Source organism: Microbispora sp. NPDC046973 (assembly GCF_040644495.1).
Lineage (GTDB): Bacteria > Actinomycetota > Actinomycetes > Streptosporangiales > Streptosporangiaceae > Microbispora.
Genome location: NZ_JBEYWQ010000027.1, coordinates 59,971 through 86,842 on the forward strand (window position 1 = coordinate 59,971; position 26,872 = coordinate 86,842).

The 26,872-nt window shown below is 71.7% G+C and carries 31 protein-coding genes; 17 read left to right on the plus strand and 14 right to left on the minus strand.

Translation table 11 applies throughout. The features are described from left to right. Window position 1 precedes the first annotated feature (1 nt). Window positions 2-1,177 carry a CoA transferase gene (locus ABZ860_RS34275; RefSeq protein ID WP_357228449.1) on the plus strand — a complete coding sequence of 392 codons (1,176 nt, stop codon included), beginning with the start codon at window positions 2-4 and terminating at the stop codon, window positions 1,175-1,177. A 75-nt stretch (window positions 1,178-1,252) separates the two neighbouring features. Beyond that, window positions 1,253-2,089, plus strand: coding sequence for a CoA ester lyase (locus ABZ860_RS34280; RefSeq protein WP_357228372.1), 837 nt, complete (start codon window positions 1,253-1,255; stop codon window positions 2,087-2,089). Window positions 2,090-2,200: 111 nt separating this feature from the next. Here ABZ860_RS34280 and ABZ860_RS34285 read toward each other — a convergent pair whose 3' ends face one another. Both ABZ860_RS34285 and ABZ860_RS34290 read right to left on the minus strand, forming a co-directional pair. Next, a complete protein-coding gene (locus tag ABZ860_RS34285) occupies window positions 2,201-4,048 on the minus strand; it encodes a vWA domain-containing protein (RefSeq protein ID WP_357228374.1) in 1,848 nt (615 codons plus the stop codon). Between the two features lie 553 nt (window positions 4,049-4,601). Then, complete coding sequence (locus ABZ860_RS34290; protein WP_357228377.1) at window positions 4,602-5,330, minus strand: class I SAM-dependent methyltransferase; 729 nt, start codon at window positions 5,328-5,330, stop codon at window positions 4,602-4,604. A gap of 160 nt (window positions 5,331-5,490) precedes the next feature. On the opposite strand from ABZ860_RS34290, the gene ABZ860_RS34295 reads away from it, so the two are divergent. The 4 genes from ABZ860_RS34295 to ABZ860_RS34310 are packed head-to-tail and all read left to right on the plus strand — an operon-like array spanning window position 5,491 to window position 7,575. Beyond that, window positions 5,491-5,925, plus strand: a complete 435-nt coding sequence (locus ABZ860_RS34295) for an RICIN domain-containing protein (protein WP_357228452.1) — start codon at window positions 5,491-5,493, stop codon at window positions 5,923-5,925. A 17-nt stretch (window positions 5,926-5,942) separates the two neighbouring features. Next, window positions 5,943-6,080, plus strand: a complete 138-nt coding sequence (locus ABZ860_RS34300) for a hypothetical protein (RefSeq protein WP_357228379.1) — start codon at window positions 5,943-5,945, stop codon at window positions 6,078-6,080. Beyond that, the gene (locus tag ABZ860_RS34305; protein WP_357228382.1) at window positions 6,077-6,472 is read left to right on the plus strand and encodes a hypothetical protein; all 396 of its coding nucleotides are present in this window, start codon (window positions 6,077-6,079) and stop codon (window positions 6,470-6,472) included. Before ABZ860_RS34300 ends, ABZ860_RS34305 begins: the two co-directional genes overlap by 4 nt. After that, entirely contained in the window at window positions 6,469-7,575 is a 1,107-nt protein-coding gene (locus tag ABZ860_RS34310; protein ID WP_357228385.1) for a right-handed parallel beta-helix repeat-containing protein, read from the plus strand. The genes ABZ860_RS34305 and ABZ860_RS34310 overlap by 4 nt, the downstream gene beginning before the upstream one ends. 22 nt (window positions 7,576-7,597) lie before the next feature. Here ABZ860_RS34310 and ABZ860_RS34315 read toward each other — a convergent pair whose 3' ends face one another. After that, the gene (locus ABZ860_RS34315) at window positions 7,598-8,428 is read right to left on the minus strand and encodes an enoyl-CoA hydratase/isomerase family protein (RefSeq protein ID WP_357228388.1); all 831 of its coding nucleotides are present in this window, start codon (window positions 8,426-8,428) and stop codon (window positions 7,598-7,600) included. Window positions 8,429-8,551: 123 nt separating this feature from the next. On the opposite strand from ABZ860_RS34315, the gene ABZ860_RS34320 reads away from it, so the two are divergent. Both ABZ860_RS34320 and ABZ860_RS34325 read left to right on the plus strand, forming a co-directional pair. Further along, window positions 8,552-8,935 carry a helix-turn-helix domain-containing protein gene (locus ABZ860_RS34320; RefSeq protein WP_357228391.1) on the plus strand — a complete coding sequence of 128 codons (384 nt, stop codon included), beginning with the start codon at window positions 8,552-8,554 and terminating at the stop codon, window positions 8,933-8,935. A gap of 193 nt (window positions 8,936-9,128) precedes the next feature. Beyond that, window positions 9,129-9,539, plus strand: coding sequence for an AQJ64_40280 family protein (locus ABZ860_RS34325; protein WP_357228394.1), 411 nt, complete (start codon window positions 9,129-9,131; stop codon window positions 9,537-9,539). Window positions 9,540-9,593: 54 nt separating this feature from the next. Here ABZ860_RS34325 and ABZ860_RS34330 read toward each other — a convergent pair whose 3' ends face one another. Both ABZ860_RS34330 and ABZ860_RS34335 read right to left on the minus strand, forming a co-directional pair. Further along, entirely contained in the window at window positions 9,594-10,193 is a 600-nt protein-coding gene (locus ABZ860_RS34330) for a helix-turn-helix domain-containing protein (protein ID WP_357228396.1), read from the minus strand. Window positions 10,194-10,256: 63 nt separating this feature from the next. Further along, window positions 10,257-11,120, minus strand: a complete 864-nt coding sequence (locus tag ABZ860_RS34335) for an SDR family NAD(P)-dependent oxidoreductase (protein WP_357228399.1) — start codon at window positions 11,118-11,120, stop codon at window positions 10,257-10,259. Window positions 11,121-11,230: 110 nt separating this feature from the next. Between ABZ860_RS34335 and ABZ860_RS34340 the strand changes: the two genes are divergently transcribed. Next, window positions 11,231-11,776: a PadR family transcriptional regulator gene (locus tag ABZ860_RS34340; protein WP_357228401.1), complete on the plus strand. Its 546-nt coding sequence runs from the start codon at window positions 11,231-11,233 to the stop codon at window positions 11,774-11,776. Between the two features lie 33 nt (window positions 11,777-11,809). Here ABZ860_RS34340 and ABZ860_RS34345 read toward each other — a convergent pair whose 3' ends face one another. Next, on the minus strand, window positions 11,810-12,106 hold the full coding sequence (locus ABZ860_RS34345) for a hypothetical protein (protein WP_357228404.1): 297 nt from the start codon (window positions 12,104-12,106) through the stop codon (window positions 11,810-11,812). 123 nt (window positions 12,107-12,229) lie between these two features. Between ABZ860_RS34345 and ABZ860_RS34350 the strand changes: the two genes are divergently transcribed. The 5 genes from ABZ860_RS34350 (at window position 12,230) to ABZ860_RS34370 (ending at window position 16,137) form a co-directional block, all read left to right on the plus strand. Continuing rightward, window positions 12,230-12,307: a putative leader peptide gene (locus ABZ860_RS34350; protein ID WP_357228454.1), complete on the plus strand. Its 78-nt coding sequence runs from the start codon at window positions 12,230-12,232 to the stop codon at window positions 12,305-12,307. Between the two features lie 263 nt (window positions 12,308-12,570). Beyond that, complete coding sequence (locus ABZ860_RS34355; RefSeq protein ID WP_357228407.1) at window positions 12,571-13,329, plus strand: ABC transporter permease; 759 nt, start codon at window positions 12,571-12,573, stop codon at window positions 13,327-13,329. 53 nt (window positions 13,330-13,382) lie between these two features. Beyond that, on the plus strand, window positions 13,383-14,438 hold the full coding sequence (locus ABZ860_RS34360; protein ID WP_357228410.1) for an ABC transporter substrate-binding protein: 1,056 nt from the start codon (window positions 13,383-13,385) through the stop codon (window positions 14,436-14,438). Beyond that, on the plus strand, window positions 14,422-15,231 hold the full coding sequence (locus ABZ860_RS34365; RefSeq protein WP_357228413.1) for an ABC transporter ATP-binding protein: 810 nt from the start codon (window positions 14,422-14,424) through the stop codon (window positions 15,229-15,231). The genes ABZ860_RS34360 and ABZ860_RS34365 overlap by 17 nt, the downstream gene beginning before the upstream one ends. A gap of 33 nt (window positions 15,232-15,264) precedes the next feature. Further along, window positions 15,265-16,137, plus strand: coding sequence for a TauD/TfdA family dioxygenase (locus ABZ860_RS34370; protein WP_357228415.1), 873 nt, complete (start codon window positions 15,265-15,267; stop codon window positions 16,135-16,137). A gap of 24 nt (window positions 16,138-16,161) precedes the next feature. Here ABZ860_RS34370 and ABZ860_RS34375 read toward each other — a convergent pair whose 3' ends face one another. The 3 genes from ABZ860_RS34375 to ABZ860_RS34385 form a co-directional block, all read right to left on the minus strand. Next, window positions 16,162-17,136 (minus strand): pyridoxal-phosphate dependent enzyme, encoded by a 975-nt coding sequence (locus ABZ860_RS34375; protein ID WP_357228418.1) that lies wholly within the window; start codon window positions 17,134-17,136, stop codon window positions 16,162-16,164. A 74-nt stretch (window positions 17,137-17,210) separates the two neighbouring features. Then, window positions 17,211-17,576: a darcynin family protein gene (locus ABZ860_RS34380; protein ID WP_357228421.1), complete on the minus strand. Its 366-nt coding sequence runs from the start codon at window positions 17,574-17,576 to the stop codon at window positions 17,211-17,213. Between the two features lie 70 nt (window positions 17,577-17,646). Then, entirely contained in the window at window positions 17,647-18,540 is an 894-nt protein-coding gene (locus ABZ860_RS34385) for an NAD(P)H-binding protein (RefSeq protein ID WP_357228423.1), read from the minus strand. A 112-nt stretch (window positions 18,541-18,652) separates the two neighbouring features. Between ABZ860_RS34385 and ABZ860_RS34390 the strand changes: the two genes are divergently transcribed. Continuing rightward, window positions 18,653-19,597: a LysR family transcriptional regulator gene (locus tag ABZ860_RS34390; RefSeq protein ID WP_357228426.1), complete on the plus strand. Its 945-nt coding sequence runs from the start codon at window positions 18,653-18,655 to the stop codon at window positions 19,595-19,597. A gap of 27 nt (window positions 19,598-19,624) precedes the next feature. On the opposite strand, the gene ABZ860_RS34395 is transcribed toward ABZ860_RS34390, so the two are convergent. Then, window positions 19,625-20,371: a TetR/AcrR family transcriptional regulator gene (locus ABZ860_RS34395; protein ID WP_357228429.1), complete on the minus strand. Its 747-nt coding sequence runs from the start codon at window positions 20,369-20,371 to the stop codon at window positions 19,625-19,627. 98 nt (window positions 20,372-20,469) lie between these two features. Between ABZ860_RS34395 and ABZ860_RS34400 the strand changes: the two genes are divergently transcribed. Both ABZ860_RS34400 and ABZ860_RS34405 read left to right on the plus strand, forming a co-directional pair. Beyond that, complete coding sequence (locus tag ABZ860_RS34400) at window positions 20,470-21,693, plus strand: saccharopine dehydrogenase C-terminal domain-containing protein (RefSeq protein ID WP_357228432.1); 1,224 nt, start codon at window positions 20,470-20,472, stop codon at window positions 21,691-21,693. Window positions 21,694-21,808: 115 nt separating this feature from the next. Further along, window positions 21,809-22,525: a hypothetical protein gene (locus tag ABZ860_RS34405; protein ID WP_357228433.1), complete on the plus strand. Its 717-nt coding sequence runs from the start codon at window positions 21,809-21,811 to the stop codon at window positions 22,523-22,525. A 3-nt stretch (window positions 22,526-22,528) separates the two neighbouring features. On the opposite strand, the gene ABZ860_RS34410 is transcribed toward ABZ860_RS34405, so the two are convergent. The 4 genes from ABZ860_RS34410 to ABZ860_RS34425 form a co-directional block, all read right to left on the minus strand. Further along, window positions 22,529-23,338 carry an alpha/beta fold hydrolase gene (locus ABZ860_RS34410; protein WP_357228435.1) on the minus strand — a complete coding sequence of 270 codons (810 nt, stop codon included), beginning with the start codon at window positions 23,336-23,338 and terminating at the stop codon, window positions 22,529-22,531. Between the two features lie 153 nt (window positions 23,339-23,491). Beyond that, entirely contained in the window at window positions 23,492-25,273 is a 1,782-nt protein-coding gene (locus tag ABZ860_RS34415) for an FtsX-like permease family protein (protein ID WP_357228438.1), read from the minus strand. A 2-nt stretch (window positions 25,274-25,275) separates the two neighbouring features. Beyond that, window positions 25,276-26,097: an ABC transporter ATP-binding protein gene (locus ABZ860_RS34420; protein ID WP_357228440.1), complete on the minus strand. Its 822-nt coding sequence runs from the start codon at window positions 26,095-26,097 to the stop codon at window positions 25,276-25,278. 32 nt (window positions 26,098-26,129) lie between these two features. Further along, entirely contained in the window at window positions 26,130-26,672 is a 543-nt protein-coding gene (locus tag ABZ860_RS34425) for a PadR family transcriptional regulator (protein WP_357228443.1), read from the minus strand. Window positions 26,673-26,872: the final 200 nt, after the last annotated feature.

A 26,872-nucleotide genomic window follows, 5' to 3' on the forward strand; every position in this document is an offset into this window, starting at 1 on the left:
GATGGAGGGCGGGCGGAGCGGGCCGCTCGACGGCGTACGGGTGATCGACGCCGCGACGCTGTTCGCCGGGCCGACCGCGGCGATGCTGCTCGGCGACTACGGCGCCGACGTCGTCAAGGTGGAGCACCCGCGCAGGCCCGACCCGTCGCGCGGGCACGGGCCCGAGGGGCTGTGGTGGAAGATGCTCGGCCGCAACAAGCGGACGATGACGCTCGACCTGTCCACCACGGAGGGCCAGGACCTCATGGTCCGGCTGGTCGAGGACGCCGACGTGCTCATCGAGAACTTCCGCCCCGGCACGCTGGAGCGCTGGAACCTGTCCTGGGACCGGCTCAGCGAGGTCAACCCCGACCTGGTGCTCGCCCGGGTGACCGGGTTCGGCCAGTTCGGCCCGTACGCGAGGCGGCCCGGGTTCGGCACCCTCGCCGAGGCGATGAGCGGCTTCGCCGCGATGACGGGGGAGCCGGACGGGCCGCCCACGCTGCCGCCGTTCGGGCTGGCGGACGGTATCTGCGCGCTGGCCACCGCGTTCGCCGTGATGACGGCCCTGCGGTCGGGGCGCGGGCAGGTCGTCGACCTGTCGATCATCGAGCCGATCCTGACCGTGCTCGGCGCCCAGCCGACCATCTACGACCGCCTCGGCCTCGTGCCCCCGCGCACCGGCAACCGCTCGGTCAACAACGCGCCGCGCAACACCTACCGGTGCCGCGACGGCTCCTGGGTCGCGGTCTCCACCTCGGCGCAGAGCATCGCAGAACGGGTGATGCGCCTGGTCGGGCGGCCCGAGCTGGTGGACGAGCCGTGGTTCGCCACCGGCGCGGGCCGGGTGGCGCACGCCGACGAGCTCGACGCGGCCGTGGCGGCCTGGGTCGGCGAGCGGACGCGGGAGGAGGTGCTGCGGGCGTTCGAGGAGGCGGAGGCCGCGGTGGCGCCGGTCTACGACGTGCGCGACGTGCTGGCCGACCCGCAGCTGGCGGCGCTCGACGCGGTGACCACCGTGGAGGACCCCGAGCTGGGCCCGCTGCGGATGCAGAACGTGATGTTCCGGCTGTCGCAGACCCCGGGACGGATCCGGTGGACCGGCCGTCCGCACGGCGCCGACACCGACGAGATCCTGCACGGCCTCGGCCTGACCGGCGCGCAGATCGACGCCCTGCGGGCCAAGGGAGTGGTGTGACATGTCACATCGTGATCGGGCATGAGCGGCGATCACCCGGAAAGGGGCACGGAGGATTCGCGAGGAGGTGACGCCGTGCCTTCTTCCAGGCCTTCATCCGGGCACCCTGCCGCCCCCCTGACGTGGTTGTACGTGCCCGCCGACCGCCCGGACCGGATCGGCAAGGCCCTCGGCGGCGAGGCCGACATGGTGATCGTGGACCTGGAGGACGCGGTCGCCCCCGAGAGCAAGGGCGTCGCCCGGGCCGCGGTCGTCGCCCTGCTGGCCACGCCGCAGCCGCGGGTGGAGGTCCGCGTCAACGACGTCCGCACGCCGTACGGCCAGGCCGACCTGCACGCGCTCGCAACGCTGCTGCACGGCGGCGGCGGCCTGCGCATCCCCAAGGTGGAGTCGGCCGACGAGGTGCGCTGGATCGCCGACGCGGTGCCGGGCGTGCCGCTGCGCCTGATCATCGAGTCGGCCCTCGGGCTGGAGCGCGCCTTCGAGATCGCCACCGCCTCACCGGCCGTCGCCGGGATCGGGCTGGGCGAGGCCGATCTGCGCGCCGACCTCGGCGTGACCGACGAGGCGGGCCTGGCCTGGGCGCGTTCCCGCATCGTGGTCGCGGCCCGGGCGGCGGGGCTGCCGGCCCCGGCCCAGTCCGTGTACACGAACGTGCGCGACCTCGACGGCCTGGCCGCCTCCTGCGCGGCGGGCCGGGCCATGGGCTTTCGCGGCCGGGCGGCCATCCACCCCATCCAGCTTCCGGTGATCGCGGCGGCCTACCGCCCGACCAGGGAGGAGATCGTGGCCGCCCTGGAGGTCGTCTCGGCCGCCGACCAGGGCGCGGTGGCGCTCGCCGACGGCCGCTTCGTCGACGAGGCCGTCGTCCGTCAGGCCCGCCGCCTCCTCACCGACGCCGGCGGCCACTGAGAGCCTGCCGACGAAGGCTCACGTGCTCGTGCGCATGGGCGCCCGAAGCCGGCCGAGGCCGGGCGGACTACGGTGTCCGCCCGGCCTTGGGGGTCATCGGTTCAGGTGGGGTCACGGGCAGTTGCCGATGTCGCTTTCCGCGGAGGCCAGCACGACGTTGGTCTTGGCCAGGCCGAGGGCGTCGACGGTGATGTGGACGGCGTTGACCGTCAGGCCCTTGTCGGGGGTGGTGAACGACGTTTGCTCGTTCAGGACGAGCTTGACGACGCCGACGTTGACCATGGTGTTGGGCCGGACGTCGGTGGGTTCTGCGATGACCACCGTGCTGCCGACCTTCAGGGAGGCGATCGTGGTGGTTCCGGTGGATCCGGCGCAGGTGGTGGTGGAGCTGGATTTGACGGTCTTCACGGTGATCACGGGGATGCCGGTGATCCCGACGGTGGTGTCGTCGATGGAGGCGGTGGCCACGGATCTGCCGGGGAATTCGGTGGTGGCGACCTGGGCGCACAGGGCGTGCGCGCTGATCAGCCCGCTGAGGGTGGCGACGCAGGGCACCGAGGTGGCACCGGTCGAGGTGGTGGAGACGGGACCGGTGTCGGGGGTGCGTGCGATGTCGACCAGTTGGACGCCTGCCAGGGTGGCATTGGCGGTCAGGCCGTAGGCCCGTCCGGTCAGCCGCTGCGGTGTGACGGTGACCTGTTCGGCGCCGCACGGTGAGGTGACGGAGTTGTTGCTGTCGTCGCCGCTGTAGGTGGCGGTCCACCGGTAGATGCCGGCCGCGCCGATGGTCACGTTGCCGGATGCGGCGGTGCCGCTGCCCGACACCGTCCCGGTACGCGTCGCGATGGGCGTCGCACAGCCGGTGTCACCCGGCCCGAACAGCTGGAACGTGACGGTGCCCGTCGGGTGGTACCCGCCGGACAGGGTCGCCGTGTCGGACACGTTCCCGCCCGCGGGCACCGAGCCCGACGGCGTCGTGGCGATCGACGGGGTCGCCTTGGGGACGTGTTCGGTGATCGTTTCAGTGAAGCCCGGGGACAGGACGCCGTTGAGCAGGAAGTCCACCGTGCAGGTGAGGGTGCTTCCCGGTTTGGCTCCGGCGCCGACGGTGACGACCTCGGTGAAGGTGGCGTCGTCGCCGCTGGTCACCGTCCTGCTGGCGGGGGTCAGGGACACCGACAGGTTCGGGTCGCAGTCGCGCAGCTGGTGGGTGACCGTGACCGGCAGGTTGTGCAGGGCCGCGAGGATGGTGTCGCTGACCTCGGAGGGGTTGAGGCCGGAGAACAGCTGCCCACCCGTGGCGTCGGTGATCGCGGTCGCCTGCCCACCGACGTTCAGCCCGGCCAGGTCGAACGCGAGCACGGTGATGTCGGCCGCCTGCAGGGCGCTGATCGTATCGGCCAGCGTGTGGCCGTTGCTGGGGTCATGGCTGGGGGCGTCCCCGATCAGCAAAACGATACGGGTGCTGTTCGGCCGGAAGCCGACCGCCCCGGACGCGACCCGGAACAGGCCGTTGATGCCGTCCTCGGGCAAGTCGCCGCCGCCCGTCGCGGTCAGCGAGTTGAGACCGTCGGTGACGTCGGTCTGGTTGGCGGTGAGGTTCTGCGCCACCCGGAACGACGTCGCGTCCACCGCCACGTCCCGGTACTCGACGACGGCGAACTGCGCGTCCGGCTGCGCCGAGGCGACGTTGGACAAGATGGTGTTCGCGTTGGTCCGCACGTTCGAGATGACCCCGCCCATGCTCCCTGTCGTGTCGATCAAAAACGTGATATCCGGCTTGGGAGGGATCGCCGGGGTGGACACGGTCTTGGCGATCGTCGTCGATTGACCGGGGGCCAGGTCCAGCGTCACGTCCGCCGGGGTGACCCCGGGCGCGGCGGACGCCGTCCCCACCCCTGCCACCAGCATCGCGCCGGCCACCGCCGCGCACACGGCGGCCCGTAATCTTCGCGTCATTCTCACGGTGTCATTCCTTCTGGTATGGCGTTATGCCATGAGGAATCGGGGACCGCCGCCCATTCGGAATTTCTACGATTGCGCCATCCGGGACGCCCTCTCCTCACGTGTCGGCGCGCGGGCGGATACCAAATCCCATTGATTGAGGACCTCGGTGATATTTCCAGCGTCAACCGCTGATCAACGAGGGGGTGTGGCCACGGTCATATGGTGACTGACCGACGAATAGCTGTAAATAGGCCACTTACGGCAAGTTCCCGGATGGCCACATTCGGCCACTCCTTGCCGATGACAGGCACCCGTGAGCAGCGAGCTTCGCCAGGATCCTCTTCGGGTGTGCCCGGCGAAATGAGTGATCCGCGGTATGCCGCTTCGGGAAAAGAACGGCCGTTTCCGGTCCTCCGGACCGTCTGAATCGCGGTCGTGCGCATCGCCGCAGAGTCGACCGGCATTCTCCCGCACGCCATTCGGCAGCGATCGGAACCGGCATATATGACGAATTCCGGTCATGACTCCGGCGACCGAGCCCTTTATCGGCGGGATCCGCGGTGCTTCACGTCGTGCGCTGCGCGACGAACACGAACTCGCGGCCCGGGCGGTCGGGTGCGTCCCGCACGTCCAGCACGCGGTAACCGTTCGCGGCCAGGCTCGCTTCCACCTCGTCACGGTCGCGGAACCGGAGGGTCGAGTCCGACGTGACGACCGCGCCGTCCGCGAGGAAGGTGTACGTGTAGCGGAAGGACACCAACGGCAGGCTCACATCGGTGACCTCGAGACGCCGCTCCACGCTTCCGGCCTCCGGGAGGTCGAGGACGAGCGGACCGCTGTGCGACGCCCACTCCTCCCACGCCCGGCGTTCGGGACGCCTGGTCTCGAACACGAGATGGCCTCGCGAGCGGAGCGCGCCGTGGATGCCCCGGAGCGTCCGCGTCCAGTCGTCGTCGGTGAGGAAGACCTGCGCCACGTTCCCCGTCATCACCGCGAGATCGGCGCCGAACGCCGGGATCCCGGTGGCGTCGCCGTGGACCCAGGTGATCCTTCCGGTCCTGTCCTTCGATCTGGCGATCCTCAAAGACGCCTCGGCGGGATCGACGCCCATGACCGTGCGTCCGCTGTCCGCGAGCAGGATCGCCAGGCTTCCCGTTCCGCAGCCGACGTCGAGCACCCGGCCCGCGCTCAGTTCGCCGGCGATGCCGAGATAGGCGTCGAGATCGTCGCGGTCTCCGTCGAAGGCGTCGTAGACGGCGGCCAGGCGGGGGTGGGCGAAGATCGCGTCAGGCACGGGACGACCCTACCTCGCCCTTCGCGGGTGTCGTGGGCGACGGATGCGACTTGATGACAATTTATGCTTAGATTGTCAGAAAGTCAGCGAACATGAAGAGGCAATGCGCATGAGAACCGCCAAGTGGCTCGCGGCCGCAGCGACAGGAATGACCTTGACTGTGACGGCGGCTCCCGCACAGGCCGCCCTGGCCCCCGGTCAGATCGCAAGCTGGGCGACCGGCAAATGCATGGCCATCGGGAACTCCAGCACGGCGAACGGGGCGGCCGTGATCCAGTGGGACTGTCTGACCAGCAGCCCCGGCCAGTTCTGGCATCTGCGGGTGGGCAGGATCCACTCCTACACCGTGGAGGTCGTGAACGACCACAGCGGCCTGTGCCTGGCCGTTGCCAACGGGAGCACCAGCAACGGCGCGCGCTTGATCCAGTGGACCTGCAACGGGCACGAGAGCCAGCAGTGGCTCCGGCGCGACGAGACCTTCGTCAACAGCGGCAGCGGGAAGTGCGCGGCGCTCCCCAACAGCACCTCGGCCAACGGAGCAGAGCTGATCCAGTGGACCTGCAACGACAGCTACGGCCAGATGTGGGATCTCTAGCGGTCGTATCGCAGGCCGTGCGTGAGGGCGACCTCGGCCGGGGCGGCGCGCAGGACGCCGTGCCCAGCCGGGGCGAGTCCGCCGGAAGGTTCGGGGTCCACCCGCTCCGCCGCGGCCTGGCCGAGCTTCGTGAGCAGGAAGGCAAGACCGAATGACCAGTCAAGCGAATCACCCGGCGCCCAACGCGTCCGTCCGCGTGTTCGCGTCCGTGGTGGCGGTGGCGACGGCCGCCGCCTCCGGCTACTTCGCCGTGGGCGGCGTCCTGACCCCCGGCGCCCTCGTGGCAGGCGGGGACGACGCGGCGGCCCGCGTGTTCGCGGCCTACATGTCCGCACGCGGCGTCGTGCTCCTCGGCGCCCTGCTGCTGTGCGCGGCCCTGCGCGCCTGGCGTCCGCTGGCCCTGGTCCTCGCACTCAACGCGGCCGTCCAGGCGGTCGACGCCGTGATCGGGGCCGTCCGGCACGAGCCGGCCCAGGCGATCGGCCCGGCGTGCTTCGCTCTCCTCCTCGCCGCCGCGGCGGCGCTGCTGGGAAGGACTCCACGATGATCGGACGACGGGCCTTCCTTGCCGGAGCGGCGGGCCTGCTGGCCTCGGGTGCCCGGACGTGGTCCGCCGCCCTGCCCGACTACGTGAGCGGCTCGGCCATCCAGGCGCTGCTCGACCAGGCCAGGGACGGCAAGGGCGCCAGGGACGCCGCCGGTCGGTACGTCGCCAAGGTCCCCAAGGCCACCTACCTGCTGACCAGGCCGCTGATCGTGTACGGAAACACGCACCTGGACGCGACCGACGCCAGGATCGTGGCCCGATTCCCGGCCGAGGGCGTCAAACGCACCATGGTCCTCAACGCCGTCGGCGCCGCGACCGGCGGCTACGCCGGGGCGGGCAACATCGCCATCACCGGCGGCAGCTGGGACCCGGTGTGGGACTTCGTCCAGCGCGGCAGCCTGGACCAGGCGCCGGCCATGAACGGCATCACGATCATTCACTCCAGCGACGTGCTCATCCAGGGCGTGACCATGTGGAACGTCAAGTGGTGGCACGGCATCGAGCTGAACGCGGTGCGCCGCGGCACCGTGCGCGACTGCGCGCTCAAGGGCTGGATCGCCGATCCGGGCCAGGGGCTGTGGCACGGCGAGGCCGTCCAGCTGGACCTTCCCGCGGAGGGCAACACCTGGGGCGGCACCGGCGACCTGACCCCGTGCCGCGACATCCTGCTGACCGGCAACATCTGCGACGCCTCCGGCTCCCAGGCCGGATGGGGCCAGTTCACCGGGTCGCACACCACCGACCCGGACCGCCCGCACTCCGGCGTACGCATCGAGAACAACACCGTACGCAACACCCGCTGGGACGGCATCGCCACGGTGAACGCCACCGACGTGCGGATCGCGGGCAACACGGTGGACGGCTGCGAGGGCGGCATCTACGTCAAATCGGTCGCCGGCGGGCCCCTGCGCGGCGTGGAGATCACCGGAAACCAGGTGACGAGCTGCGGTGTCCGGGACTGGCTGGCCGTACGGGCCGACGCGGCGGGCCCGATCACCGACGTCGCGGTGACCGGCAACGTCGTCCCGTGTTCGAGGGTGCGCTACTACGGCCCGGTCACCCCTGGAACGGGCATCACCCTGGACTGCCCGCCCGCCTCCTGAAGGCCGTCCACGGCGCGATGTCCTAACCGGCCAGTCGCCGGAGGAGACCCTCCAGATCGCGCTCGCCGTCGGGGGTCTGGGCGCCGTGGGCCAGTCCGTCGCGGATCAGCTCCGTGGCCGCGGGGCGAATGATCTGTCCCACCCAGGCGTCGTTCTCCCGCTGGAGCCCCTCGGCCAGGTTCTCCGGCGGGATGGCGTGCTTGGCCGCCGCTATCACGCCCTCGGGCAAGGCGGCGATGTTGCGGGCGAGCCGGTCGACGACGTCGTCGAGCTCGTCGGCGGGGACGGCCCGGTTGACCCAGCCGTAGCGCTCCGCGGTCTCGGCGTCGTACAGGTCGGCACTCAGCACCGCCTCCAGAGCGCGGTTGCGGCCGGCCCTGGTGGCGAGATACTGCGTGCCCCCTCCGCCGGGCACGATGCCCATGAGGCCTTCGATCTGGCCGATCCCGGCACGGCCGATCGCTGCGAACGTCATGTCCGCGGCGGCGACGAACTCCGCCCCGCCGCCGCGCGCGATCCCGGCGAGCTTGACGACGGTCACCTGGGGCTGGTGGCGTAGCAGTTCCCCCAAGGCCTGGAAAACGTTGACACCGTCCGGGAGGTCCTGCGCGAACGTGTCGAGCGCGTCCGGTGTGTCACCAAGCGACATGTCGACGTGGGCGATGAAGAACTCAGGGTTGGCACTGTCGAACACGACGACCCGGACCGAGTCGTCGTCCCGCAGCGCGGTCAGCAGGCGCCGGAGGTCGCCCATCAGGGCGACGTCCAAGACGTTGACGGGCGGATTGTCGAGGGTGACGCGGGCGATGCCGGCTTCGCGGCTCACCCGCAGGGTCGTGTAGGCGTCGTTCATGGAGATCCCCGATCCGTATCTGGTGTGCACCTAGGTTCCCGATGCATACTTACGGTGCAGCGGTGGGCGATCAGCCGTCAATAACGCACTTTCGGCATCTCAGGGATCGTGAAGGATACCGATATGGCCATTCCCGAAGCCGGCACCTCAGCGGACGTCGTCTTCCGGGCCGACTGCCCCAGCCGCCCCATCCTCGACCAGATCGCCGACAAGTGGTCGATGATGGTGATGGCGGTCCTCGACGAACCCAGGCGGTTCAACGAGATCAAGCGCCGTCTTGAGGGCGTCACCCAGCGCGTCCTGACCCAGACCCTGCGCCGCCTGGAGCGCAACGGGATGATCGCGCGCCGCGTGCTCCCCACCTCGCCGGTGGGGGTCGAGTACTCGCTCACGCCGCTCGGCGAATCGCTGCGCGAGCCGTTCGGCCGGTTGTACGACTGGACGGTTTCCAACGCGGACGAGATCCAAAGGCATCAGATGGAGTACGACCGACGCGTTCAGGGCTGAGAACCTGATGTGCACTGCGCCGCACGCGCGAGTTCTGGCGTATCACGCATGGCGAGCGCGACCGCGGCAGTATGCGGCGACCGTTCTTCGATTCACCCCGGCAGGGCTGCGCGTTCCGCTCGCCGGCGCCGAGCGGACGGGGCAAGGGCAGGACTGCGAGGATGACCGCACCTGACAAGAGAACGGAGCCGGCATGGACATGCGCGCACAGGTGGAGTGGGTGGACTCACGGGAGAGGCTTCCGGAGGAAGGAATACCCGTGGCCGCCGCGATCACGGGCCGTTTCGCGTCCGGCGACGCGGACGAGAGCGATCCGTACGCCGGGCAGGAATTCTGGCTGGTGAGGCCGATGTACTTCACCACCCGGCACTTCGGTGAGGACGGGCGTGAGTACCGCGACTGCTTCGTCGACTCCGACGGTGTCGTCCGCCCGCCCTATGGCCGGGACCGTGACGACCCGCAGGACGGTGACGACCCGCAGCGCTGTGACGACCCGATCACCCACTGGGCCGAGCTGCCCACTCTGCCGGGCACGGCCGTGCATTACCTGGTGGGCGAGGAGGCGAGGATCGCTCGCGCGAACGCCTTGGGCGAGGGCGCATGACGGCGGTCGCGGCCCGCTCGCGATCTCATGAGCGTCGGACGGCCGCGCCGGCCGTCAGGCGTGGAGAACGGCGGCCGGCCTGCTGGTCAGGCCCCTGACCGCGAGCTCCACGAGCTGACGCAGGCGCTTTCGCAGGACGGCCGGCTCCGCCTTCTCCCGCACTATTCCCGACAGCGCGTCCACCAGCACGGCGGCGGCGTCGGCGGCGGAAAGGGCCACGTCGAGCAGGTCGAGTTCCTCGGCCGCGTCGCCGAGCGTGGCCTCGACGACCGACAGGTAGGCCGACTCGAACGAGGACATCACGTCCTCGACGATCACTTCGGCCTCGGCGAACAGCTCCGCCCGGTACTCCGCCTCGACCGCGCCGGCGAAGAACTCGATCTTGATGGCCAGGATGTCGTAGAGGCGGTCGGCGATCGGCCGGCCGGAGCGCCGCGCGGCCTCTGCCGCGGCGACGATGTCGTCGGCGAACCTGCGCGCGACCGCCCTGAAGACGTCTTCCTTACCCTTGAAGTGCAGATAGACGGCCGGACGTGACATGCGCGCCGCGCGCGCGATCAGGTCCATGGAGGTGCGGCGGTAGCCGTACCTGCCGAACACGTCGAGCGCGGCGGCCACGATGTGGTCGCGCTTGGCCTCGGCGGCATCCGTCATGCTGACACGATATACGCGTTCCGTCAGCTCGCCATCGTGCCGCCGACTTCCGCTCCGCGCCGGTCACCGCGCACTGTCGCCGGCGCGGATCCCCTGCAGCCCGAACGCCCGGGTGACCAGCCGCTCGCGCAGCCCCGCCGGGGCGTGCGCCAGCATGCCGTAGACGCGGACGTCCGCGCTGACCGGGTAGCGGCGCTTCGGGTCGCGCGCCTCGACGGCCGTCGCGATCGTGGCGGCGACGGCCTCGGCCGGGCCGGTCTTCTGGCCGGCGATCGCCTTGCCGAAACGTGCGAGGTGGTCGTCGTACAGCGCGACCCTGTGCGGGTCGGCGGCCGCCAGTGCCTTGCGCGCGGCGGCGTCGGCCTTGTCGAAGATAGCGGTGGCGGTGGCCCCGGGCTCCACGGAGATCACCGGGATGCGCCAGGCGGCAAGCTCGACGCGCAGGGCGTCCGTCAGCGCTTTGAGCGCGGCCTTGCTGGCCGAGATCGGCGCCATGAACGGCAGGGCCACGTGCGCGGTCGGGGCGCTCACGTTGACGATACGGCCCCGGCCCGCCCGCAGCAGGGGCAGGAACGCCTGGGTGACGAACGCCGGGCCGAGGGTGTTCACCGCGAACTGCTTGCGCAGGTCGTCGGGCGGAACCAGTTCCAGTGGGCCCTGGACGATGATCCCGGCGTTGTTGACCACGGCGTGCAGCCCGCGGCCTCGTACCTCGTCGTGCACCCGCTCGGCCGCGGACGCGACGGAACCGGGGTCGGTGACGTCCATGGTCACCACGCGTACCCCGGCCGTCCGGCCCAGGCTCGCGTCCTCGCCGCGCACGGCGGCGTAGACCGTGTAGCCGCGCGCGACGAGTGCCTCCACGGCCGCCCTGCCGATTCCGCCCGCGGCACCCGTGACCAGAACCGCCCTGTTCTCGATCGCCATGCTCTCGCTCCTTACATGGTCTTAGGTACATGTACTCAGGGACATGTGTGATGATGCACATGGTCCGACGGACATGTCAAGATGGGGAGCGTCGATCCGGAGGAGGGCCAATGTCGTTGCGCTACGGGCTGCTCGGCCTGCTCGCGGAAGGCCCTGCCAGCGGATACGACCTGGCGCGACGGTTCCAGGAGGTGCTCGGCTCCGTCTGGCCCGCACAGCATCCGAAGATCTACGCCGAGCTGAACCGGCTGGCCCAGGAGGGCCTGATCGAGGTCGAGAGCGAGGGTCCGCGAGGGCGCAAGGCCTACCGCATCACCGAGGCGGGGCTCGCGGCTGTCCGCGCCTGGCTGCGCGACACCGAGGTGGACCACACGCTGCGCATGCAGTCGTTGCTGCGCTCGTTCTTCTTCTGGCTCATGGAGCCCGACGACCTGCGCCGCCACCTGGACGAGGAAGCCCGCTTCTTCGCCGAGGCGGCGGCGCGTTACGAGGAGTACGCGAAGGCCAAGGACCGCGGCGAGTTCGGCGACAGTCCCCAGACCCGATCCATGCGCATCGCCATCGAAGCCGGCGTACGCCTCTATCGGACCCTCGCCGAGTGGGCCGAGTGGGCCAAGACCGTCCCGCCGAACTCGTCCACGGCGACCGACTCCTGACGAGAAGGCCACGTGCCGTCCCCGACGGGACGGTCACTCGGCTGTCGGCGGCTTCTTGCCGAAGGCGCCGACGCGCGCGTGGAAGACGCCCATGACCAGGACACCGAGCGCTCCCGCGACGGCGGCGGGCAGAGGGTGCGCGCCCACGTCGGCGGCCGCGGTCAGCGCGGCCGCGATCAGGTACATCCCCCAGCCCGCGACCACGTTGACCAGCGGCCCGTAGCCGAACGGTGTGGGGAACCCCTCCTTGGTGATCCCCTTCACGAAGTGCGGCGTCGCGTTCGCCGCGAAGACGCCGGCGAAGAAGCTCAGAAGGACGGTCAGTCCCATGCCTGCTCCCAGTTCGGTGAATGATTTCTGACAAATTAGACCATAAATGTCAGTATGACAGCAGCCGAGAGGAGTGTCGCCGGTCTGATTGCCATCAACCTATAAATTTGGTAGGAAATACCTGTGTATCTGGCATCGTGGTTGGTCCGGCGTCGGCACGTCGACCTGTGCCGTCTGAACGGCTCGGCCTGTCGCTCCTGAACCTCGGCCTCACGGCCGGCGCGGTCACCTTCGCCGGCCGTCCTCCTTCCGCTGTCGCGCCGTGCCCACGTCCGAGTTGCGCGGCCCGGCGCCCTCCTCCCGGAGCGACCACTGTGACGTCATCCCCCTCCAGATCACTTTCCGCCGACCCCCGTCCTCTCCCGCCGGACGGCGCGCCCGCGCCCGCCGGCCCGCCGCCCGCCGGAGCAACGCGTACCGCCTCGACGCCGGGCGGACGGGGCCGCAGGGCCCGCCGGATCGGCGTGCGAGTGCTGTCGCTGCTCGCACTGCTCGCGTTGTGGCAGCTCGCGGCGGCCGCGGCCGGCAACCCGTCGTTCGTGCCCGCGCCCCGGGCCGTGTGGGACCAGCTCGTCCTGCTGTCCACCACCCACGACGGCGTTCGCGGCTACGGCGGTCACCTGCTCGTCGAGCACCTGGGAATCAGCGTGCGCCGCATCCTCATCGGTTCGGCGCTCGGCGTGGCGGCAGGGCTGGTCCTCGGCGTCGTCCTGGGCGCCGTGCCGTGGATCCGCCTCGTGGCCGAGCCGGTCGTGACCTTCGTACGGGCCCTGCCTCCGCTGGCGTACTTCAGCCTGCTGATCATCTGGTTCGGCATCGACGAGACGCCCAAGCTGTGGCTGCTGGCCATCGCCGCGCTCCCGCCGGTCGCCGTGGCCACCGCCGCGGCCGTCCACGGCGCGCCGACCGGCCTCGTGGAGGCGGCCCGGGCGCTGGGCGCCTCACGACGGGACGTGATCAAGGACGTGGTGCTGCCCAGCGCGCTGCCGGAGATCTTCACCGGTGTCCGGCTGGCCGTCGGGGTCGCGTACTCCTCGGTCGTCGCGGCGGAGACCGTCAACGGCGTGCCCGGCATCGGGGGGATGGTCCGCGACGCGCAGCGCTACCTGCAGACCGACGTCGTGGTGCTCGGGCTGCTCGCCATCGGCCTGTCCGGACTGCTGATCGACGGCCTGCTGCGTGCCGCGGAGACCCGCCTCATCCCCTGGCGCGGCCGCGTCTGAGCCCCCGCCACGCCTCGTCAACACCCCTCCCACTGCAAAAGGAACTCCCCGCCATGTCACGACCACGCCTCACGCGCCTGCTTTCCGTCGTCCTGGCCGCCGCGACGGCCGCCGTCCTGGCCGCGTGCGGCGACGGCGCCGCCTCCGGTGCGGGCGGAGGCGGTACGGCGGACCGCACCATCCGCGTCGCCTACCAGGCGTTCCCCAGCGGGGACCTCATCGTGAAGAACAAGGGGTGGCTGGAGCAGGCGCTGCCCGGCTACACCATCAAATGGACCAAGTTCGACTCCGGCGCCAGCATCAACACCGCCTTCGTGGCCAAAAGCGTGGACATCGCGGCCATCGGATCGAGCCCGGTCGCGCGCGGACTGTCCGCGCCGCTCAACATCCCCTACCAGGTGGCGTTCGTGCTCGACGTGGCCGGCGACAACGAGGCCCTGGTCGCCCGCGACGGCACCAGCATCTCCTCCGTGGCCGACCTGCGCGGCAAGAAGGTGGCGACGCCGTTCGCCTCGACGTCCCACTACAGCCTGCTCGCCGCGCTCGACAAGGCGGGAGTGCCCGAGTCCGCGGTGAACCTCGTCGACCTGGAGCCGCAGGACATCCTGGCGTCCTGGACCCGCGGCGACATCGACGCCGCCTACGTCTGGCTGCCCACGCTTGATGAGATCAAGAAGACCGGCAAGACGCTCATCAGCAGCCGTGAGCTGGCCACCGCGGGCAAGCCGACCCTCGACCTGGGCGTGGTGTCCACCGCGTTCATCCAGGCGCATCCCGACGCGGTGGACGCCTGGCGCAAGGCCGAGGCCAGGGCGCTCGACCTGATCGCGGACGATCCGGACGCCGCGGCCCAGGCGGTGGGCGCGGAGCTCAACATCGGCAAGGACGAGGCCAAGGCGCAGCTCAGCCAGGGCGTCTTCCTCAAGCCGGCCGATCTGGCCTCGCCCGAGTGGCTCGGCACGCCGGACAAGGTCGGCGGCCTGGCGCGCAACCTGGTGAACGCGGCGCAGTTCCTCAAGGACCAGCAGAAGATCGACGCGGTGCCCGACCTCGCCACGGTGGAGCGGGCGATCTACACCAAGGGGCTCCCCGGTGTCCTCGCGTCCTGAGGCGGCCGCCGTCCCGGCCGGAGCGGACGTCGCCGCCGTCCACCTGCACGAGGTCGAACACGTCTACGGCGGCGCGGGAGGCCCGGTCGCCGCCCTGGGTCCGATCTCCCTGACCGTCCCTCCCGGCGCCTTCCTCGTGCTCGTCGGGGCGTCCGGATGCGGCAAGAGCACGCTGCTCCGCCTCGTCGCGGGCTTCGAGAGGCCCACCTCCGGCACCGTACGGACGGGTGGCGCCGAACCCGTCCCGGGCAGGGGCGCCGGGATCGTCTTCCAGCAGCCGCGCCTGTTCCCGTGGAAGACCGTGGGCGGCAACGTCGAGCTGGCCCTGCGCTACGCCGGCGTGCCCCGCGCGGAACGCGCCCGCCGGGTGCCCGAGCTGCTGGAACGGGTGGGCCTGCACGACGTGGCGGACCGCCGCGTCTGGCAGATCTCAGGAGGGCAGCAGCAGCGCGTGGCGATCGCCAGGGCGCTCGCCGGCGACGACCCGCTGCTGCTGCTCGACGAGCCGTTCGCCGCCCTGGACGCGCTCACCCGCGAGCGCCTGCAGGAGGACCTGCGCCGGGTGAGCGCGCAGACCGGCCGCACGTCGGTGTTCGTCACCCACAGCGTCGAGGAGGCCGTGTTCCTCGGCAGCCGCGTCGTCGTGCTCACCCGCCGGCCGGGCCGGATCGCGCTCGACCTGGACGTCGACCTCCCGCGCAGCGGAGTGGAACCGCACGAACTGCGCGCCCTTCCCGAGTACGCCGCACTCCGCGCCGAGGTCGGCCAGGCCGTACGCGCCGCCGCGGCATGAAGCACCGCACCAACCACCCGTGAGGAGAGTGAGATGACCACACCGACCGCCGTGAAGCTGGACCTGCGGCCCCTCGGGCCCCACTTCGGCGCCGAGATCGAGGGACTGGACCTGGCGACCGCCACGGACGAGGAACTGGCCGCGGTGCGCGCCGCCCTGGTCGATCGCAAGGTGCTGTTCTTCCGCGAGCAGAGCTTGGACGACGACGGGCAGGTGGCGCTCGGCCGGCGTCTCGGCGAGCTGACCGCCTCCCACCCGGTCGTCGGGGGCGTCGACGAGGCGCATCCCGAGATCTACGCCCTCGACAGCGCCGACAACGGCTTCGCCGACGTCTGGCACACCGACGTCACGTTCATGCCCCGTCCGCCGCTCGGCTCCATCCTGCGCGCCGTGATCCTCCCGCCCACCGGCGGCGACACGAGCTGGGCCGACAGCCAGCTGGCCTACGACTCCCTGTCCGCCCCCGTGAAGGAGCTGGCCGACCAGCTCACCGCGGTCCATGACGGCAACCGCGAGTTCGGCTACTACCTGGCCCAGCGCCGCGGCGGCAGGGGCAACGTCTGGGACGGCGAGGTCGTCACCCGGCTGGAGCCGGTGGAGCACCCCGTGGTCCGCGTCCATCCCGAGACCGGCCGCAAGGGGATCTTCGTCAATCCCGGGTTCACCTCCCACATCGTGGGCGTGTCCGAGGCCGAGAGCCGGGCCATCCTGGACCTGCTCTACGCCCACCTCACCAAGCCCGAGCACATCGTGCGCCACCGATGGAGGACCGGCGACGTCGCCATGTGGGACAACCGGAGCACCGCCCACTACGCCAACCGCGACTACGGCGACGCGCACCGCGTGATGCACCGCATCACCCTCCGCGGCGACCGCCCCTTCGGCCCCGGCCGTACGAGCGGGTGACCGGGCGATCAACCTTCAGGGCCGTCAGGGGCCGGACGCCGCGCCGACCCAGCGGTGGTAGGCGTCCACGTCGACGTTGCTGCCGCACACGATGGTGACCACGTGCCGGCCGGCGAAGCGGCCGCGGTCTTCGAGGATCGCCGCGATGCCCAGCGCGGCCGACGGTTCGACGACGAGGCCGGCGTGGTGGAGGAGCATCCGCATACCGGCGATGATCGATTCCTCCCGGACCAGGACGGCGTCGTCGGCGACCAGGAGGAGGTCGTCCAGCACGGCCGGGATGGGGCTCCGGCCGGCGACGCCGTCGGCGATGGTGTCGGTCGAGTCCGTGGTGACGACGCGCCGCCGGCGCCAGGAGTGGGTCATCGCCGGTGCGCCCAGCGGCTGGACGCAGATCACCTCGACGCCGGGTGCCAGGGCCTTCATCACATGACCCACGCCGGTGGCCAGCGCCCCGCCGCCGAGGGCGATCAGGACGGCGTCGAACGACGGCACGCCCTCCACCAGCTCCAGGCCGATCGTCGCCGCGCCCTCGCAGGTCTCGATGTCCAGGCTGTCTTCGACCAGCCGGATGCCGTCGTGCCGCGCGACGGCCACGGCCCGCTCGCGAGCCATGTCGAAGTCGCCGTCCACCAGCTCCAGCCTGGCGCCCAGCGCGCGGATGCGGTCAAGCTTGGCCGCGGGCGCGAAGCGCGACGCCACGACCGTGACGTCGAGCCCCCGGCGGCGACCGGACCAGGCGAGGGCTTGGCCGAGGTTGCCCGCGCTGGCGCACACCACGGCCCGCGCGTCGCCGGCGGCGAGCAGGCTCGCGACCACCTCGGTGCCGCGGGCCTTGAAGCTGCGGACCGGGTTGGCCGTCTCGAGCTTGATGCTCACCGTGCACCCGAGGCCGGGCTCCAGCGCCTCGCAGCGATACAGGGGAGTGTCGAGGAAAATCGGGTCGATCACCCGGCGAGCCGCCCGGACGCGGGCGGTGTCGAGGCGCGTCTCCTGCACGGCACAGCAGCGTAGCGCCGCCGGCGCTGTCCCACTCCGGGCGGACGCCGGCCCGGCGACCGGGATGGGGTGTGTCAGGTCGCGATGGTGGCGACGGGATCGAGGCCGTAGGTGCGGGCGTAGCCGTTCTCGGTGCCGACGAGGAGGTCGACGACCTCGAAGTAGCGGTCCCAGAAGGGGGTTTCGCGCAGCGCGTCGATGAGGAGCTGGTAGGCGTCGTGGTCGTCCGCTTCCCAGACCCACACGTCGGTGACGCGTGCGGAGTAGAACTCGGTGTCGTAGAAGCGTGACCGGACGCCGGCGGTCTTGGCCTCGATCGTGGGGACGATCTGGGTGGTGAAGGCGTCCACCCGTTCCCGCACGGTCATGGCGAGCCACTCGGGTGTGGTCTTGACGAGCATGAACGCGGTGACCGGCGGGTGGGTTTCCTCAACGGGCATGATGTGTGCCTCCAGGGTGGCAGATGGTCTCGGTGCCGTGGCACCACGGGTTTCCGGCGTGCCGGTGGGGTCAGGTGAGGACGGCGGGCTTGAGGGTCTCGGCGCACCACTGCTCGAACGTAGTGGGGGAGGCGGTGTCCGGGGTGCGGGTGACGCCGGTGTCGAGGCCGTCGTCCTTGGCCCGCTTCATGTCGACGACGCCCTGGACGAACGCCTCGTTGAGGCCGTAGCCGACGAGGGCGTCGCGCAGGTCGCCGAGCGGCAGGCGTTCGTAGCGGACGGGTCGGCCGAGCTGCTCGGTCATGATGCGGGCCAGGTCGCCGGGGGACAGGTCCCGGGGTCCGAGGACCGGGACGCTGCCGGCGCCGGTCCAGGAACGGTCGAGCAGCAGGCCGGCGGCGACGGCGGCGATGTCGGCGACGGCGACGAGGGGGGCCTTGCGGCCGGCGTCGGCGGCGTCGGTGAAGACGCCCTTCTCGCGGATCGAGTCGACCTCCTCCAGCAGGTTCTCGAAGAAGGAGGGGCAGGCGAGGGCCCGGTAGGCGACGCCGGTGCCTGCGATGAGGTCGTCCATGGCGAGGGACGCGGTGACGAGTCCGGCGCGTCCGGCGACGGGGGTGCCGCGGCCGAGCGCGGAGACGCCGACGACGTGGCCGACGCCGTGGGCGGCGAGCGCCTTCACGGCGGGGCGGGTGAAGCCGCAGTAGGCGTCGATCGGGGGCAGGGAGGAGTCCGGGGGGACGAGCCAGAAGACGGCGTCCGCGCCCTCGAAGGCCCGGTCGACGACATCGGCGTCGCCGTGCGAACCGGTGAGCACCTCGACGCGTTCACGCACCGCGTCGGGGAGCCGGGCGGGGTCGCGCACGATCACGCGCAGTTCCTCGCCGTACGCGGGGGCGGACTCCAGGAGCAGGGGCAGCAGGCGGCGGCCGATGTTCCCGGTGGGGGCGGTGATGACGATCATGAAAACCTCGTAGGTCGTGCCGGATCGGAACGCCCTCATCCTGCGGAGAACCACGGTGTTGCCACAATGGGAACTTCAGCACGGGATCATTGCCTGAAGTGGAATCACCCTGATGAGCAGCCCAGATCCGGCCATCGACGCCAACCTCGCCGTCGCGCTGGACGCCCTGCTGGCCGAGCAGAGCGTCACCCGCGCGGCCGCCCGCCTGCACACCTCCCCCGCCGCCATGAGCCGCACCCTCGCCCGCCTCCGGCGCATCCTCCAGGACCCTCTCCTGGTGCGGGCCGGACAGACCATGGTCCCCACCCCCCGCGCCCAGGCTCTGCGCGACGAGGCGTCCTCGGTGGTGCGCCGTCTCGGAGCACTGCTCACCCCCGGCGCCGACGTCGACCTCGCCGCCCTGCGCAGCACCTTCACCCTGCAGGCCGCCGACCTGGTCGGCGCGGCGCTGGCCCCCGGACTGCTGCGACTGGCCCGGCAGGAGGCGCCGGGGGTTTCGCTGCGGTTCCGGGCCGAAGAGCTGGAGGCCGGACCGGCTCTGCGTGACGGCCGGATCGACCTGGAGATCGGATCCATCGACCATGTCGACCCCGAAACCCAGGTCGAAGAACTCGTCACCCTCCGGATGGCGGCGGCCGTCCGGCCCGGCCACCCTCTCACCGAAGGAACCCTGACCCCGGTCCGGCTCGCCGCCGCCGAACACGTCGTGGTCAGCCGTCGCGGCCGGTTCACGGGTCCCCTCGACACCGCCTTGGCCGAGCAGGACCTCCACCGGCGGGTCACCGTCGTCCTCCCCAGTCACCTGGCCGCGATGACCCTCGCCGCCCGCAGCGACGTCGTCTGCCTCATCCCCACCGCACTTCCCGGCGCCGGCCCCTCGCCCCTCACCGACGCCGTGACCACCCTCGGCCTGCGCGTTCTCGACATCCCCCTCCCGCTGCCGCCACTGACCGTCGGCATGGCCTGGCATCCCCGCCACGCAGCCGACGGAGCCCACCGATGGCTCCGCGACGCGGTCCGCCGTACTCTTCGCGCACCCGAGAGCGCGGCCACCTGACGGGGCCGATCCCCGCCGCGGCCGCTTTCATCCGCGGCCGGCGGCGCCGTTCCTCTCGCGGTCCCACGCTGCGCTGGCGAGCAGCATGTCCAGCGCGGTGGGGTAGGCGCTGTCGTTCATGTCGGCCACCAGCAGGGGCGCGACCGCCGCGATGTTGGGGTGGGTGGCGGGGGACAGGCGGGCGTAGGTCGCCTGCCACATCTCCTCGTCCGCCCTGCGCGCCTGCTCCGGAAGCGCGAGGGTCGCCGCGTCCAGGGCGGCGAACGCCAGCGTCATGTCGATGAAGGCGTGGTAGACGCGGACCGCGTCACGGTCGGGGAAACCGGCGCCGCGCAGCAGCCCGAGGATCGCCTCGTCGGCCGCGATCTCGTGGGACTTGCCGCTGATGCGGCTGGCGGTCAGCACGGCGGCCTGGGGGTGTTCGAGGTAGGCGGCATGGATGCGCAGGCCCAGCTCGCGAAGGTCGGCGCGCCAGTCGCCGGTGCGGTGCCAGCCGTCCATGGCCCGGCCGATGAGCATGTCGCCGATGGCCAGGGTCAGGTCGTCGATGCCGGCGAAGTAGCGGTAGAGCGTGCTGGGGTCGGCGCCCAGCGCGATGCCGAGCCGCCGTACGGTCAGTCCGGCGGAACCGTGCTCGCGCAGCATGCGCAGCGCGGTCCGCACGATCAGGTCCTCAGAGAGGACGACTCCGTTCTTCGTCGGGCGGCGCCGCCGGCGCGCCGACTCGGAAACCACCGGCTTGGGCACGATGCCTTCTCCCTCCGCCTGCTCCACCAGCGGCCACCTTATGCCAACACCATTGACGTTCGAGTAGCGATGACGTTGGATCGTGTGCACCAAAGGGGTCTTTGTCCTCAAAAGGGAGCTTTGTCATGCGTGTTCTGCTCGTCGGCGCCGGTGGGGTGGGTACGGCCATCACCCGGATCGCGGCCCGCCGGTCCTTCTTCGAGCACATGGTCGTGGCCGATTACGACATGGCGCGTGCGGAGGCGGCCGTCGCCGCGCTGGGGGAGGCGGGCGCCCGCTTCAGCCCCCGGCGGGTGGACGCGGGCGACGAGGCCGCGGTGGTGGCGCTGCTGGCCGAGCACCGCTGCGACGTCCTGCTCAACGCCACCGACCCGCGGTTCGTGATGCCGCTGTTCCGGGCGGCGCTGTCGGCCGGCGCGCACTACCTGGACATGGCGATGTCGCTGTCGCGGCCGCACCCGGAGCGCCCGCACGAGGTGTGCGGGGTCAAGCTGGGTGACGCCCAGTTCGAGCTGGCCGGCGAGTGGGAGAAGGCGGGCAGGCTCGCCCTGGTCGGCATCGGGGTGGAGCCGGGGCTGTCGGACGTCTTCGCCCGCTACGCCGCCGACGAACTGTTCGACCACATCGAGGAGATCGGCATCCGCGACGGCGCCGACCTCACCGTCGAGGGGTACGACTTCGCGCCCTCGTTCAGCATCTGGACCACCATCGAGGAGTGCCTCAACCCGCCGGTCGTCTACGAGGCCGGCCGGGGCTGGTTCACCACCCCACCCTTCAGCGAGCCGGAGGTGTTCGACTTCCCCGAGGGCATCGGCCCCGTCGAGTGCGTCAACGTCGAGCACGAGGAGGTCCTTCTCGTGCCCCGCTGGATCGACGCCGAGCGGGTGACCTTCAAGTACGGGCTGGGCGAGCAGTTCATCGACACGCTGCGGACCCTGCATCTGCTGGGGCTGGACCGCGCCGAGCCCGTCCAGGTCGCCGCCGAGGGCGGCGCCGCCGTCAAGGTCTCCCCGCGCGACATGGTCGCGGCGTGCCTGCCCGACCCGGCGACCCTCGGGGAGCGCATGCACGGCAAGACGTGCGCCGGCACCTGGGTCAAGGGCACCAAGGACGGCAGCCCGCGTGAGGTCTACCTCTACCACGTGGTCGACAACCAGTGGTCCATGCGCGAGTACGGCTCCCAGGCGGTGGTGTGGCAGACCGCCGTGAACCCGGTCGTGGCCCTCGAACTGATGGCGACCGGCGTCTGGTCCGGCGCCGGCGTCCTGGGCCCGGAGGCCCTGCCGCCCCGGCCGTTCCTCGACCTGCTCACGGCGTACGGCACCCCGTGGGGCCTGCGGGAGCAGTAGGCGGCCTGTTCACGTTCCCGTCCTCACCGCCCCTGCACTGAGTCTCCCCTCAGGGGCGGACTCGGAGGGCTGCTCCGCGCCTCCCTCGTGCAGGCGTTCGGCAGGATGAGGCCGTATGGGCCTCAACATCGTCGTCGGCATACTCGCCGAGTTGGACGAATCAGAGTCGGACACATCGGAGCCGGACGGCATGACGGGCGAGCTCTGCGACGACTTCAGGGCGATCGGGCGAGCCCTGGCAGCGGCCGGGCTCCCGGCGTGGTCGGAGCCGGATGCCGCGGACGTCGAGGCGGCCTATTTCGAGATGTACGGCTACGGCGGCCTGCACACGCTCCGCCGTCTGGCCGTCCATCTCGCCGAGAGCGGAGAGCTGCCTCCTCCGGCCCCGGTGGAGGTGGCCGTCGAGGATCCGCTGCTGAAGGACGTCTATTCGCGGGGACCCCGCTACGGCGTCGAAATCGACGAGGGAACCCGCGTGATCGGCGCCGAGCACGAGGCGGGCTCCGCGTACGACCATCTGATCCACCACAGCGACTGCGAGGGCTTCTACGTGCCCGTCGACTTCGCGTCCGTGTTCTACGACAAGGAGATAACCGGGGGATGGGTCGGCTCGTCGCAACGGTTGCTGGAGGAGTGCCGGGGCATCGCCGCACGGCTCGGGCTGCCGGAGGACCTCGACCCCTGGGGTGACGAGGTGAGCGCGGCGGTGGAGGCCGACACCGAGGGTGCGGAGGGCTGGCGCCGGTACGGCGTGGAGTCGTTCACGTGCCTACAGGTGATGGCCGCCGCCCGGCACTCCGTCGCGACGGGCGCGGCGATCGTCTTCTGCTGACGGTCAGCGGCCGAGGTGCCGGTCGAGGAAGTCGCGGACGGTCTCGGCGAGTTCGAGGCGGTGGTCGGAAAGGGCGTGGTCGGTGACGAACACGCGGTGCTCCAGGCGCGGCACGGGATGGGCGGTGTAGGCGGCCACCACGGGATCGTGGTGCTGGGCGGCGGGGGTGACGGTGTCGCGCCCGGCCGTGCCGACGAGCAGGACCGGCCGGTCCGCGAGCCTCGGGGCGAGCGAGGACAGGCTCCACGCCTCGCCCGCCGCGATCATCTCGTCCACGAGCGCCGCGCCGCTGGTCCCCTTCAAGGGAAGCAGGTCGTCGCCGAATCCCTCGACGTACGCCGCCCGCAGCGCCGCGTCCTCCCGGCAGGCGACCGCGACAGAGCCGAAGTCGAACGCCGACACCGACGCGACGGCGCTGACGCCCGAGTCGGCCGCCGCGGTCGTCAGCGCGGCGAAGCCGCCGAAGCTGTGCCCGATCAGCGCCAGCCGGTCCGGGTCGAGGCGGTGCGCGGCGGCGAAACCCGGCTCACGTACGGCCACTGCGACGCGGGCGGCGTCCTCCAGCGCGTCGGCCCACGACCAGGAGCCGCCGACGCCCCAGGAGCCGCGGTAGTGGAAGACGAGGGCGGCGTACCCCGCGCGGCGCAGGTGCTGGGCCAGGTCGAAGTTGCGCTCGTGCCCCGGGAAACCGTGCAGCAGCACGACGACCGGATGCGGGCCCGGCCCGGCCGGCAGGTGAAGGACGCCCAGCAGGGTCTCGCCGTCGCTGTCGAAGGTCACGGCGGCGTTGGCCGTGGGAATCTCGGGGGTCATCCGTCCTCGCAGAGATCGAACCGATCGGTACGATCTAAAGGCTACCGGATTCGCCCCAGCGCTGCCGTCGGGGTGTACCTCGTCCGGCTGGAAGCGCAGGCGGTCGACGACGCTGGAACTTTCGCGCCGCCGGGTTGAGGGCCGAAGGGGCCTTCACACGGCTTCCAGGGTGAGGACGCGCCCCGCGGGCTCCCGGGTGTGCGCCCACGCGGGGAGAGCGGTCAACACCGCGATGGCCAGCAGGATGGCGAGCGCGGCGGTGAGCAACCACGACTCCGGGGGCGTGATCGGCGTGGCGAAGAGCCAGTAGAGGCCGAGCCCGGCCGGAATACCCGCCGCCACTCCGGGCACGGCGGGCAGGAGTTGCGTGACGCAGTGCGCCGCGACGACCTGGCCGGGGGTGGCACCGAGGGTGCGGGTGATGGTCAGAGCACGCCGAGCCTGTACGGCGGTGCCCCAGCTGAGGAGCACGGTGTTGAGCGTGGACAGTGCCACCAGCGCGAAGGTGACGGCGAGCAGCACCTGGCCGGTCTGGTCGGTCCGCACTTCGATGGGGCCGAACCGCTTGAAGGCGGGGGTCGCGTCGAGCTCGGCGTGGAAGGTGAGCAGCGCGGTGACCATGACGGTGGTGGCGGCCGTGCCGGCGGAGGCCAGGACGGCGCGGCCGGGCCGGCGGGCGAGCAGCCGGACGCCGAGCAGCAGCGAGGTGGGCAGGTAGGCCGTCACAGCGTTCAGGTGCGGGTGCGGGTGGTGCGTGAGCACGTGCGCCGGGTCGGCCAGGGTCTGGACGGTGCTCCTGCGGGCGGCGCGCACCGCGGGACCGAGCGCACCGGTCACGGCGACCACGACGGCGAGGAAGACCGCGGCGAAGACGGTGCCGGAGTCCGGAGGGCCGACGGTGTCGAGCAGCCCGGCGCTGGGGTCGACCAGGTGGGGCGCGGCCAGCGCCCCGGCGGCCAGTCCGAGCGCGGTGGCCACGAAGGTCAGCAGCAGGTACTGCGCCAGCAGTACGGCGGTGACGGTGCCGGGGCCGGCGCCGACCGCCTTGAGCAGCGCGGCCCGCCGGTTGTCGCGGACGGCGCGTGCGGTGGCGAGCGCGGCGAGGGTGACGATCGCGGCCGCGGCGAGCAGCCAGCCGCCGACGACCAGGGCAGGCCGGGTGCTCCTGATCATGGCCGCGTCCGTTTCGAGGACGGTCTGCCAGGTGTGGGTGTTGACCCAGGAGTCGCCTCTGCGGTCGTCGGTGAACACGGTGTCGCTCCAGTGGAGGGACTCCGTGGGGTCGGTCAGCTTCAGGTGGATCAGGTAGACGCCGGGGGTGTCGCCTGCCGCCGCACGGGCGTCGGCGGTGGTGAGCCAGATCCTGCCGCCGTAGTCGGACGGCCCGGGCCCTTGAGCCCAGTCGCTGTACGGATACACCGGGGTGGCCGCACTGATCGCGATCCCGACGACCGGATAGCCGCGCTTGCCGATGGTGACGCGGTCGCCGACGCGCACGCCGAGTGCCTGAGCGAAGCCGCGCTCGACCACCGCGCCGCCGGGACGCACCCAGGTCCCGGAGGTCACCAGCGGCCGGTCCACGGCGGACGGTGAGCTGCCGCGCCCCTCGATCGAGGAGTGGGCGGCCCGGCCGTGTGCCCGGATGGCGGTGTCGAACGCGAAGACCGGGTCGGCCCGCGTGGCCACGCCGGGCGTGTCCGCGAGGCGCTGGGCCAGGCGGGACGGGTCGGTGTCCGTCGTGATGGCGGTGATGTCGGGGCCGGCGGTGGCCGCGCGGGTCTTCAGGTACGCGGTGGCCAGGGCGTTGTCGGTCGACAGTCCGAGGGTCAGGGAGGCGGTGGCGACCATGACGGCGATCAGGAACACGAGGGCCTCGACGGGGCGGCGGCGTAAGTCGTGCATGATCAGACGCCACATCAGCAGCAGCGGTCCCACGGTCAGTCCTCCCAGCTCAGCAGCGCGCCGAGCCCTGTGCCGCCGCCGCAGCCGCGCCTCGTGCCGCGGCCGGTGCCGTCCAGGCGGGTGTCGTCGGCCAACGTCCCGTCACGCATGGAGACGACGCGGTCCGCCGTGGCGGCGACGCGCTCGTCATGGGTGACCATGACGAGGGTCTGGCCGGCGGCGCGTAGCTCGTCGAAGAGCCGGAGGATGTCGCGGGTCGCGGCGCTGTCGAGGTTGCCGGTGGGCTCGTCGGCGAGGACGACCAGCGGATCGTTGGCCAGGGCGCGGGCGATGGCGACCCGCTGCCGCTGCCCGCCGGAGAGCTCGGAGGGCAGATGCCGGGCGCGGCCGGCGAGCCCGACCTGGTGGAGAAGTTCCGCGGCACGGTGGCGGGCGGCTCGGGGTGAGGCGCCGGCGAGCAGCGCGGGCAGCTCGACGTTCTGCGCCGCGCTCAGCTCGTGCATCAGGTGGTAGGCCTGGAAGACGAACCCCACGGCCCGGCGCCGCAGCCGGGCCAGCGCCCGTTCGCCGAGGTGGTCGATGCGCCGGCCGCCGAGCCACACCTCGCCCTCGCTGGGCCGGTCGAGCCCGCCGAGGAGCTGGAGCAACGTGGACTTGCCGCAGCCGCTGGGTCCGGTCACGGCGAGCGTCTGCCCGGCGGGGACGTCGAGGTCGACCCCGTCGACGGCCCACACCAGGCTCTCGTCCTCCCCGTACACGCGCGTCAGGCCGACCGCCCGCAGCGCCGGGCCGGCCGCCCCGGCGGGCCGGTTGCGGGCCGGCCCCGAGCCCGGGCTGTCGCCGGTGTCACTCCGCATCGACCGCCCCCTGACCCGCGGCACGACTCTTTTCATCCGTTTCCTTTGCCTTCCCCGCGTGGAGCGCGGGCGGACCAGGCCCGCTCGCACGCCTCCAACCAGCGCAGATCGGCCTGCAGCCGGAGCGCGATGCCCTCCAGAAGCAGCCCGGCCTCCGAGTCCGTGTCGTGAGCAAGGGCGGCGTGCTGGGCCTCGGCGAGGCTGCGCATCAGCTCCCGCCGCCGCGCGTTCACGAGCGCGAGCGGATCGGCCAGACCCGACTCCGCGGCGGCCACCAGTTTCAGATGGAACTCCGCCACATCCGCTCTGGGCCCGGCGCTCTCGGCCATCCATGCGGCCACCCGCTCCTGCCCGGCCGCGGTCAGCGCGTACACCTTGCGCCGCGGGCCGCGCACCGGCTGGTCCTCACGCTCCTGGACGACCAGGCCCGCCTTCTCGAGCCGGGTGAGCGTCACATAGATCTGCCCCGCGTTCAGCGCCTCTCCTAACGGTCCGAGCGCAGCCGCCAACCGCTGGCGCAGGTCGTACCCGTGCGACGGCTCCTTCGCCAGCAGCGCCAGCACCACGTCCTGCACGGACCACCCTCCTCTGCGACCCCTCAATAGATAGCGGTTAGCCAAATGGGCGTCAATCGGCCCGTGAAACCGGACCTCGTTTGCGACACGGATGGGCACGGTCCCGCCCGCGCCGAGGCGCGGGCCGGGCCCCCACCAGGCGGCGACCGCGTCAGCCCGGCGGCAGCCCCCCGGCGGCCCCCGGGCGGGACCCGGCACCA

Coding starts and splice junctions, on each gene's coding strand:
- ABZ860_RS34275 (WP_357228449.1), top strand. CDS start 2: ATGGAGGGCGGGCGGAGCGGGCCGCTCGACGGCGTACGGGTGATCGAC.
- ABZ860_RS34285 (WP_357228374.1), bottom strand. CDS start 4,048: ATGACGCGAAGATTACGGGCCGCCGTGTGCGCGGCGGTGGCCGGCGCG.
- ABZ860_RS34305 (WP_357228382.1), top strand. CDS start 6,077: ATGACCAGTCAAGCGAATCACCCGGCGCCCAACGCGTCCGTCCGCGTG.
- ABZ860_RS34310 (WP_357228385.1), top strand. CDS start 6,469: ATGATCGGACGACGGGCCTTCCTTGCCGGAGCGGCGGGCCTGCTGGCC.
- ABZ860_RS34315 (WP_357228388.1), bottom strand. CDS start 8,428: ATGAACGACGCCTACACGACCCTGCGGGTGAGCCGCGAAGCCGGCATC.
- ABZ860_RS34320 (WP_357228391.1), top strand. CDS start 8,552: ATGGCCATTCCCGAAGCCGGCACCTCAGCGGACGTCGTCTTCCGGGCC.
- ABZ860_RS34325 (WP_357228394.1), top strand. CDS start 9,129: ATGGACATGCGCGCACAGGTGGAGTGGGTGGACTCACGGGAGAGGCTT.
- ABZ860_RS34330 (WP_357228396.1), bottom strand. CDS start 10,193: ATGACGGATGCCGCCGAGGCCAAGCGCGACCACATCGTGGCCGCCGCG.
- ABZ860_RS34335 (WP_357228399.1), bottom strand. CDS start 11,120: ATGGCGATCGAGAACAGGGCGGTTCTGGTCACGGGTGCCGCGGGCGGA.
- ABZ860_RS34340 (WP_357228401.1), top strand. CDS start 11,231: ATGTCGTTGCGCTACGGGCTGCTCGGCCTGCTCGCGGAAGGCCCTGCC.
- ABZ860_RS34345 (WP_357228404.1), bottom strand. CDS start 12,106: ATGGGACTGACCGTCCTTCTGAGCTTCTTCGCCGGCGTCTTCGCGGCG.
- ABZ860_RS34360 (WP_357228410.1), top strand. CDS start 13,383: ATGTCACGACCACGCCTCACGCGCCTGCTTTCCGTCGTCCTGGCCGCC.
- ABZ860_RS34370 (WP_357228415.1), top strand. CDS start 15,265: ATGACCACACCGACCGCCGTGAAGCTGGACCTGCGGCCCCTCGGGCCC.
- ABZ860_RS34380 (WP_357228421.1), bottom strand. CDS start 17,576: ATGCCCGTTGAGGAAACCCACCCGCCGGTCACCGCGTTCATGCTCGTC.
- ABZ860_RS34385 (WP_357228423.1), bottom strand. CDS start 18,540: ATGATCGTCATCACCGCCCCCACCGGGAACATCGGCCGCCGCCTGCTG.
- ABZ860_RS34390 (WP_357228426.1), top strand. CDS start 18,653: ATGAGCAGCCCAGATCCGGCCATCGACGCCAACCTCGCCGTCGCGCTG.
- ABZ860_RS34400 (WP_357228432.1), top strand. CDS start 20,470: ATGCGTGTTCTGCTCGTCGGCGCCGGTGGGGTGGGTACGGCCATCACC.
- ABZ860_RS34405 (WP_357228433.1), top strand. CDS start 21,809: ATGGGCCTCAACATCGTCGTCGGCATACTCGCCGAGTTGGACGAATCA.
- ABZ860_RS34410 (WP_357228435.1), bottom strand. CDS start 23,338: ATGACCCCCGAGATTCCCACGGCCAACGCCGCCGTGACCTTCGACAGC.
- ABZ860_RS34420 (WP_357228440.1), bottom strand. CDS start 26,097: ATGCGGAGTGACACCGGCGACAGCCCGGGCTCGGGGCCGGCCCGCAAC.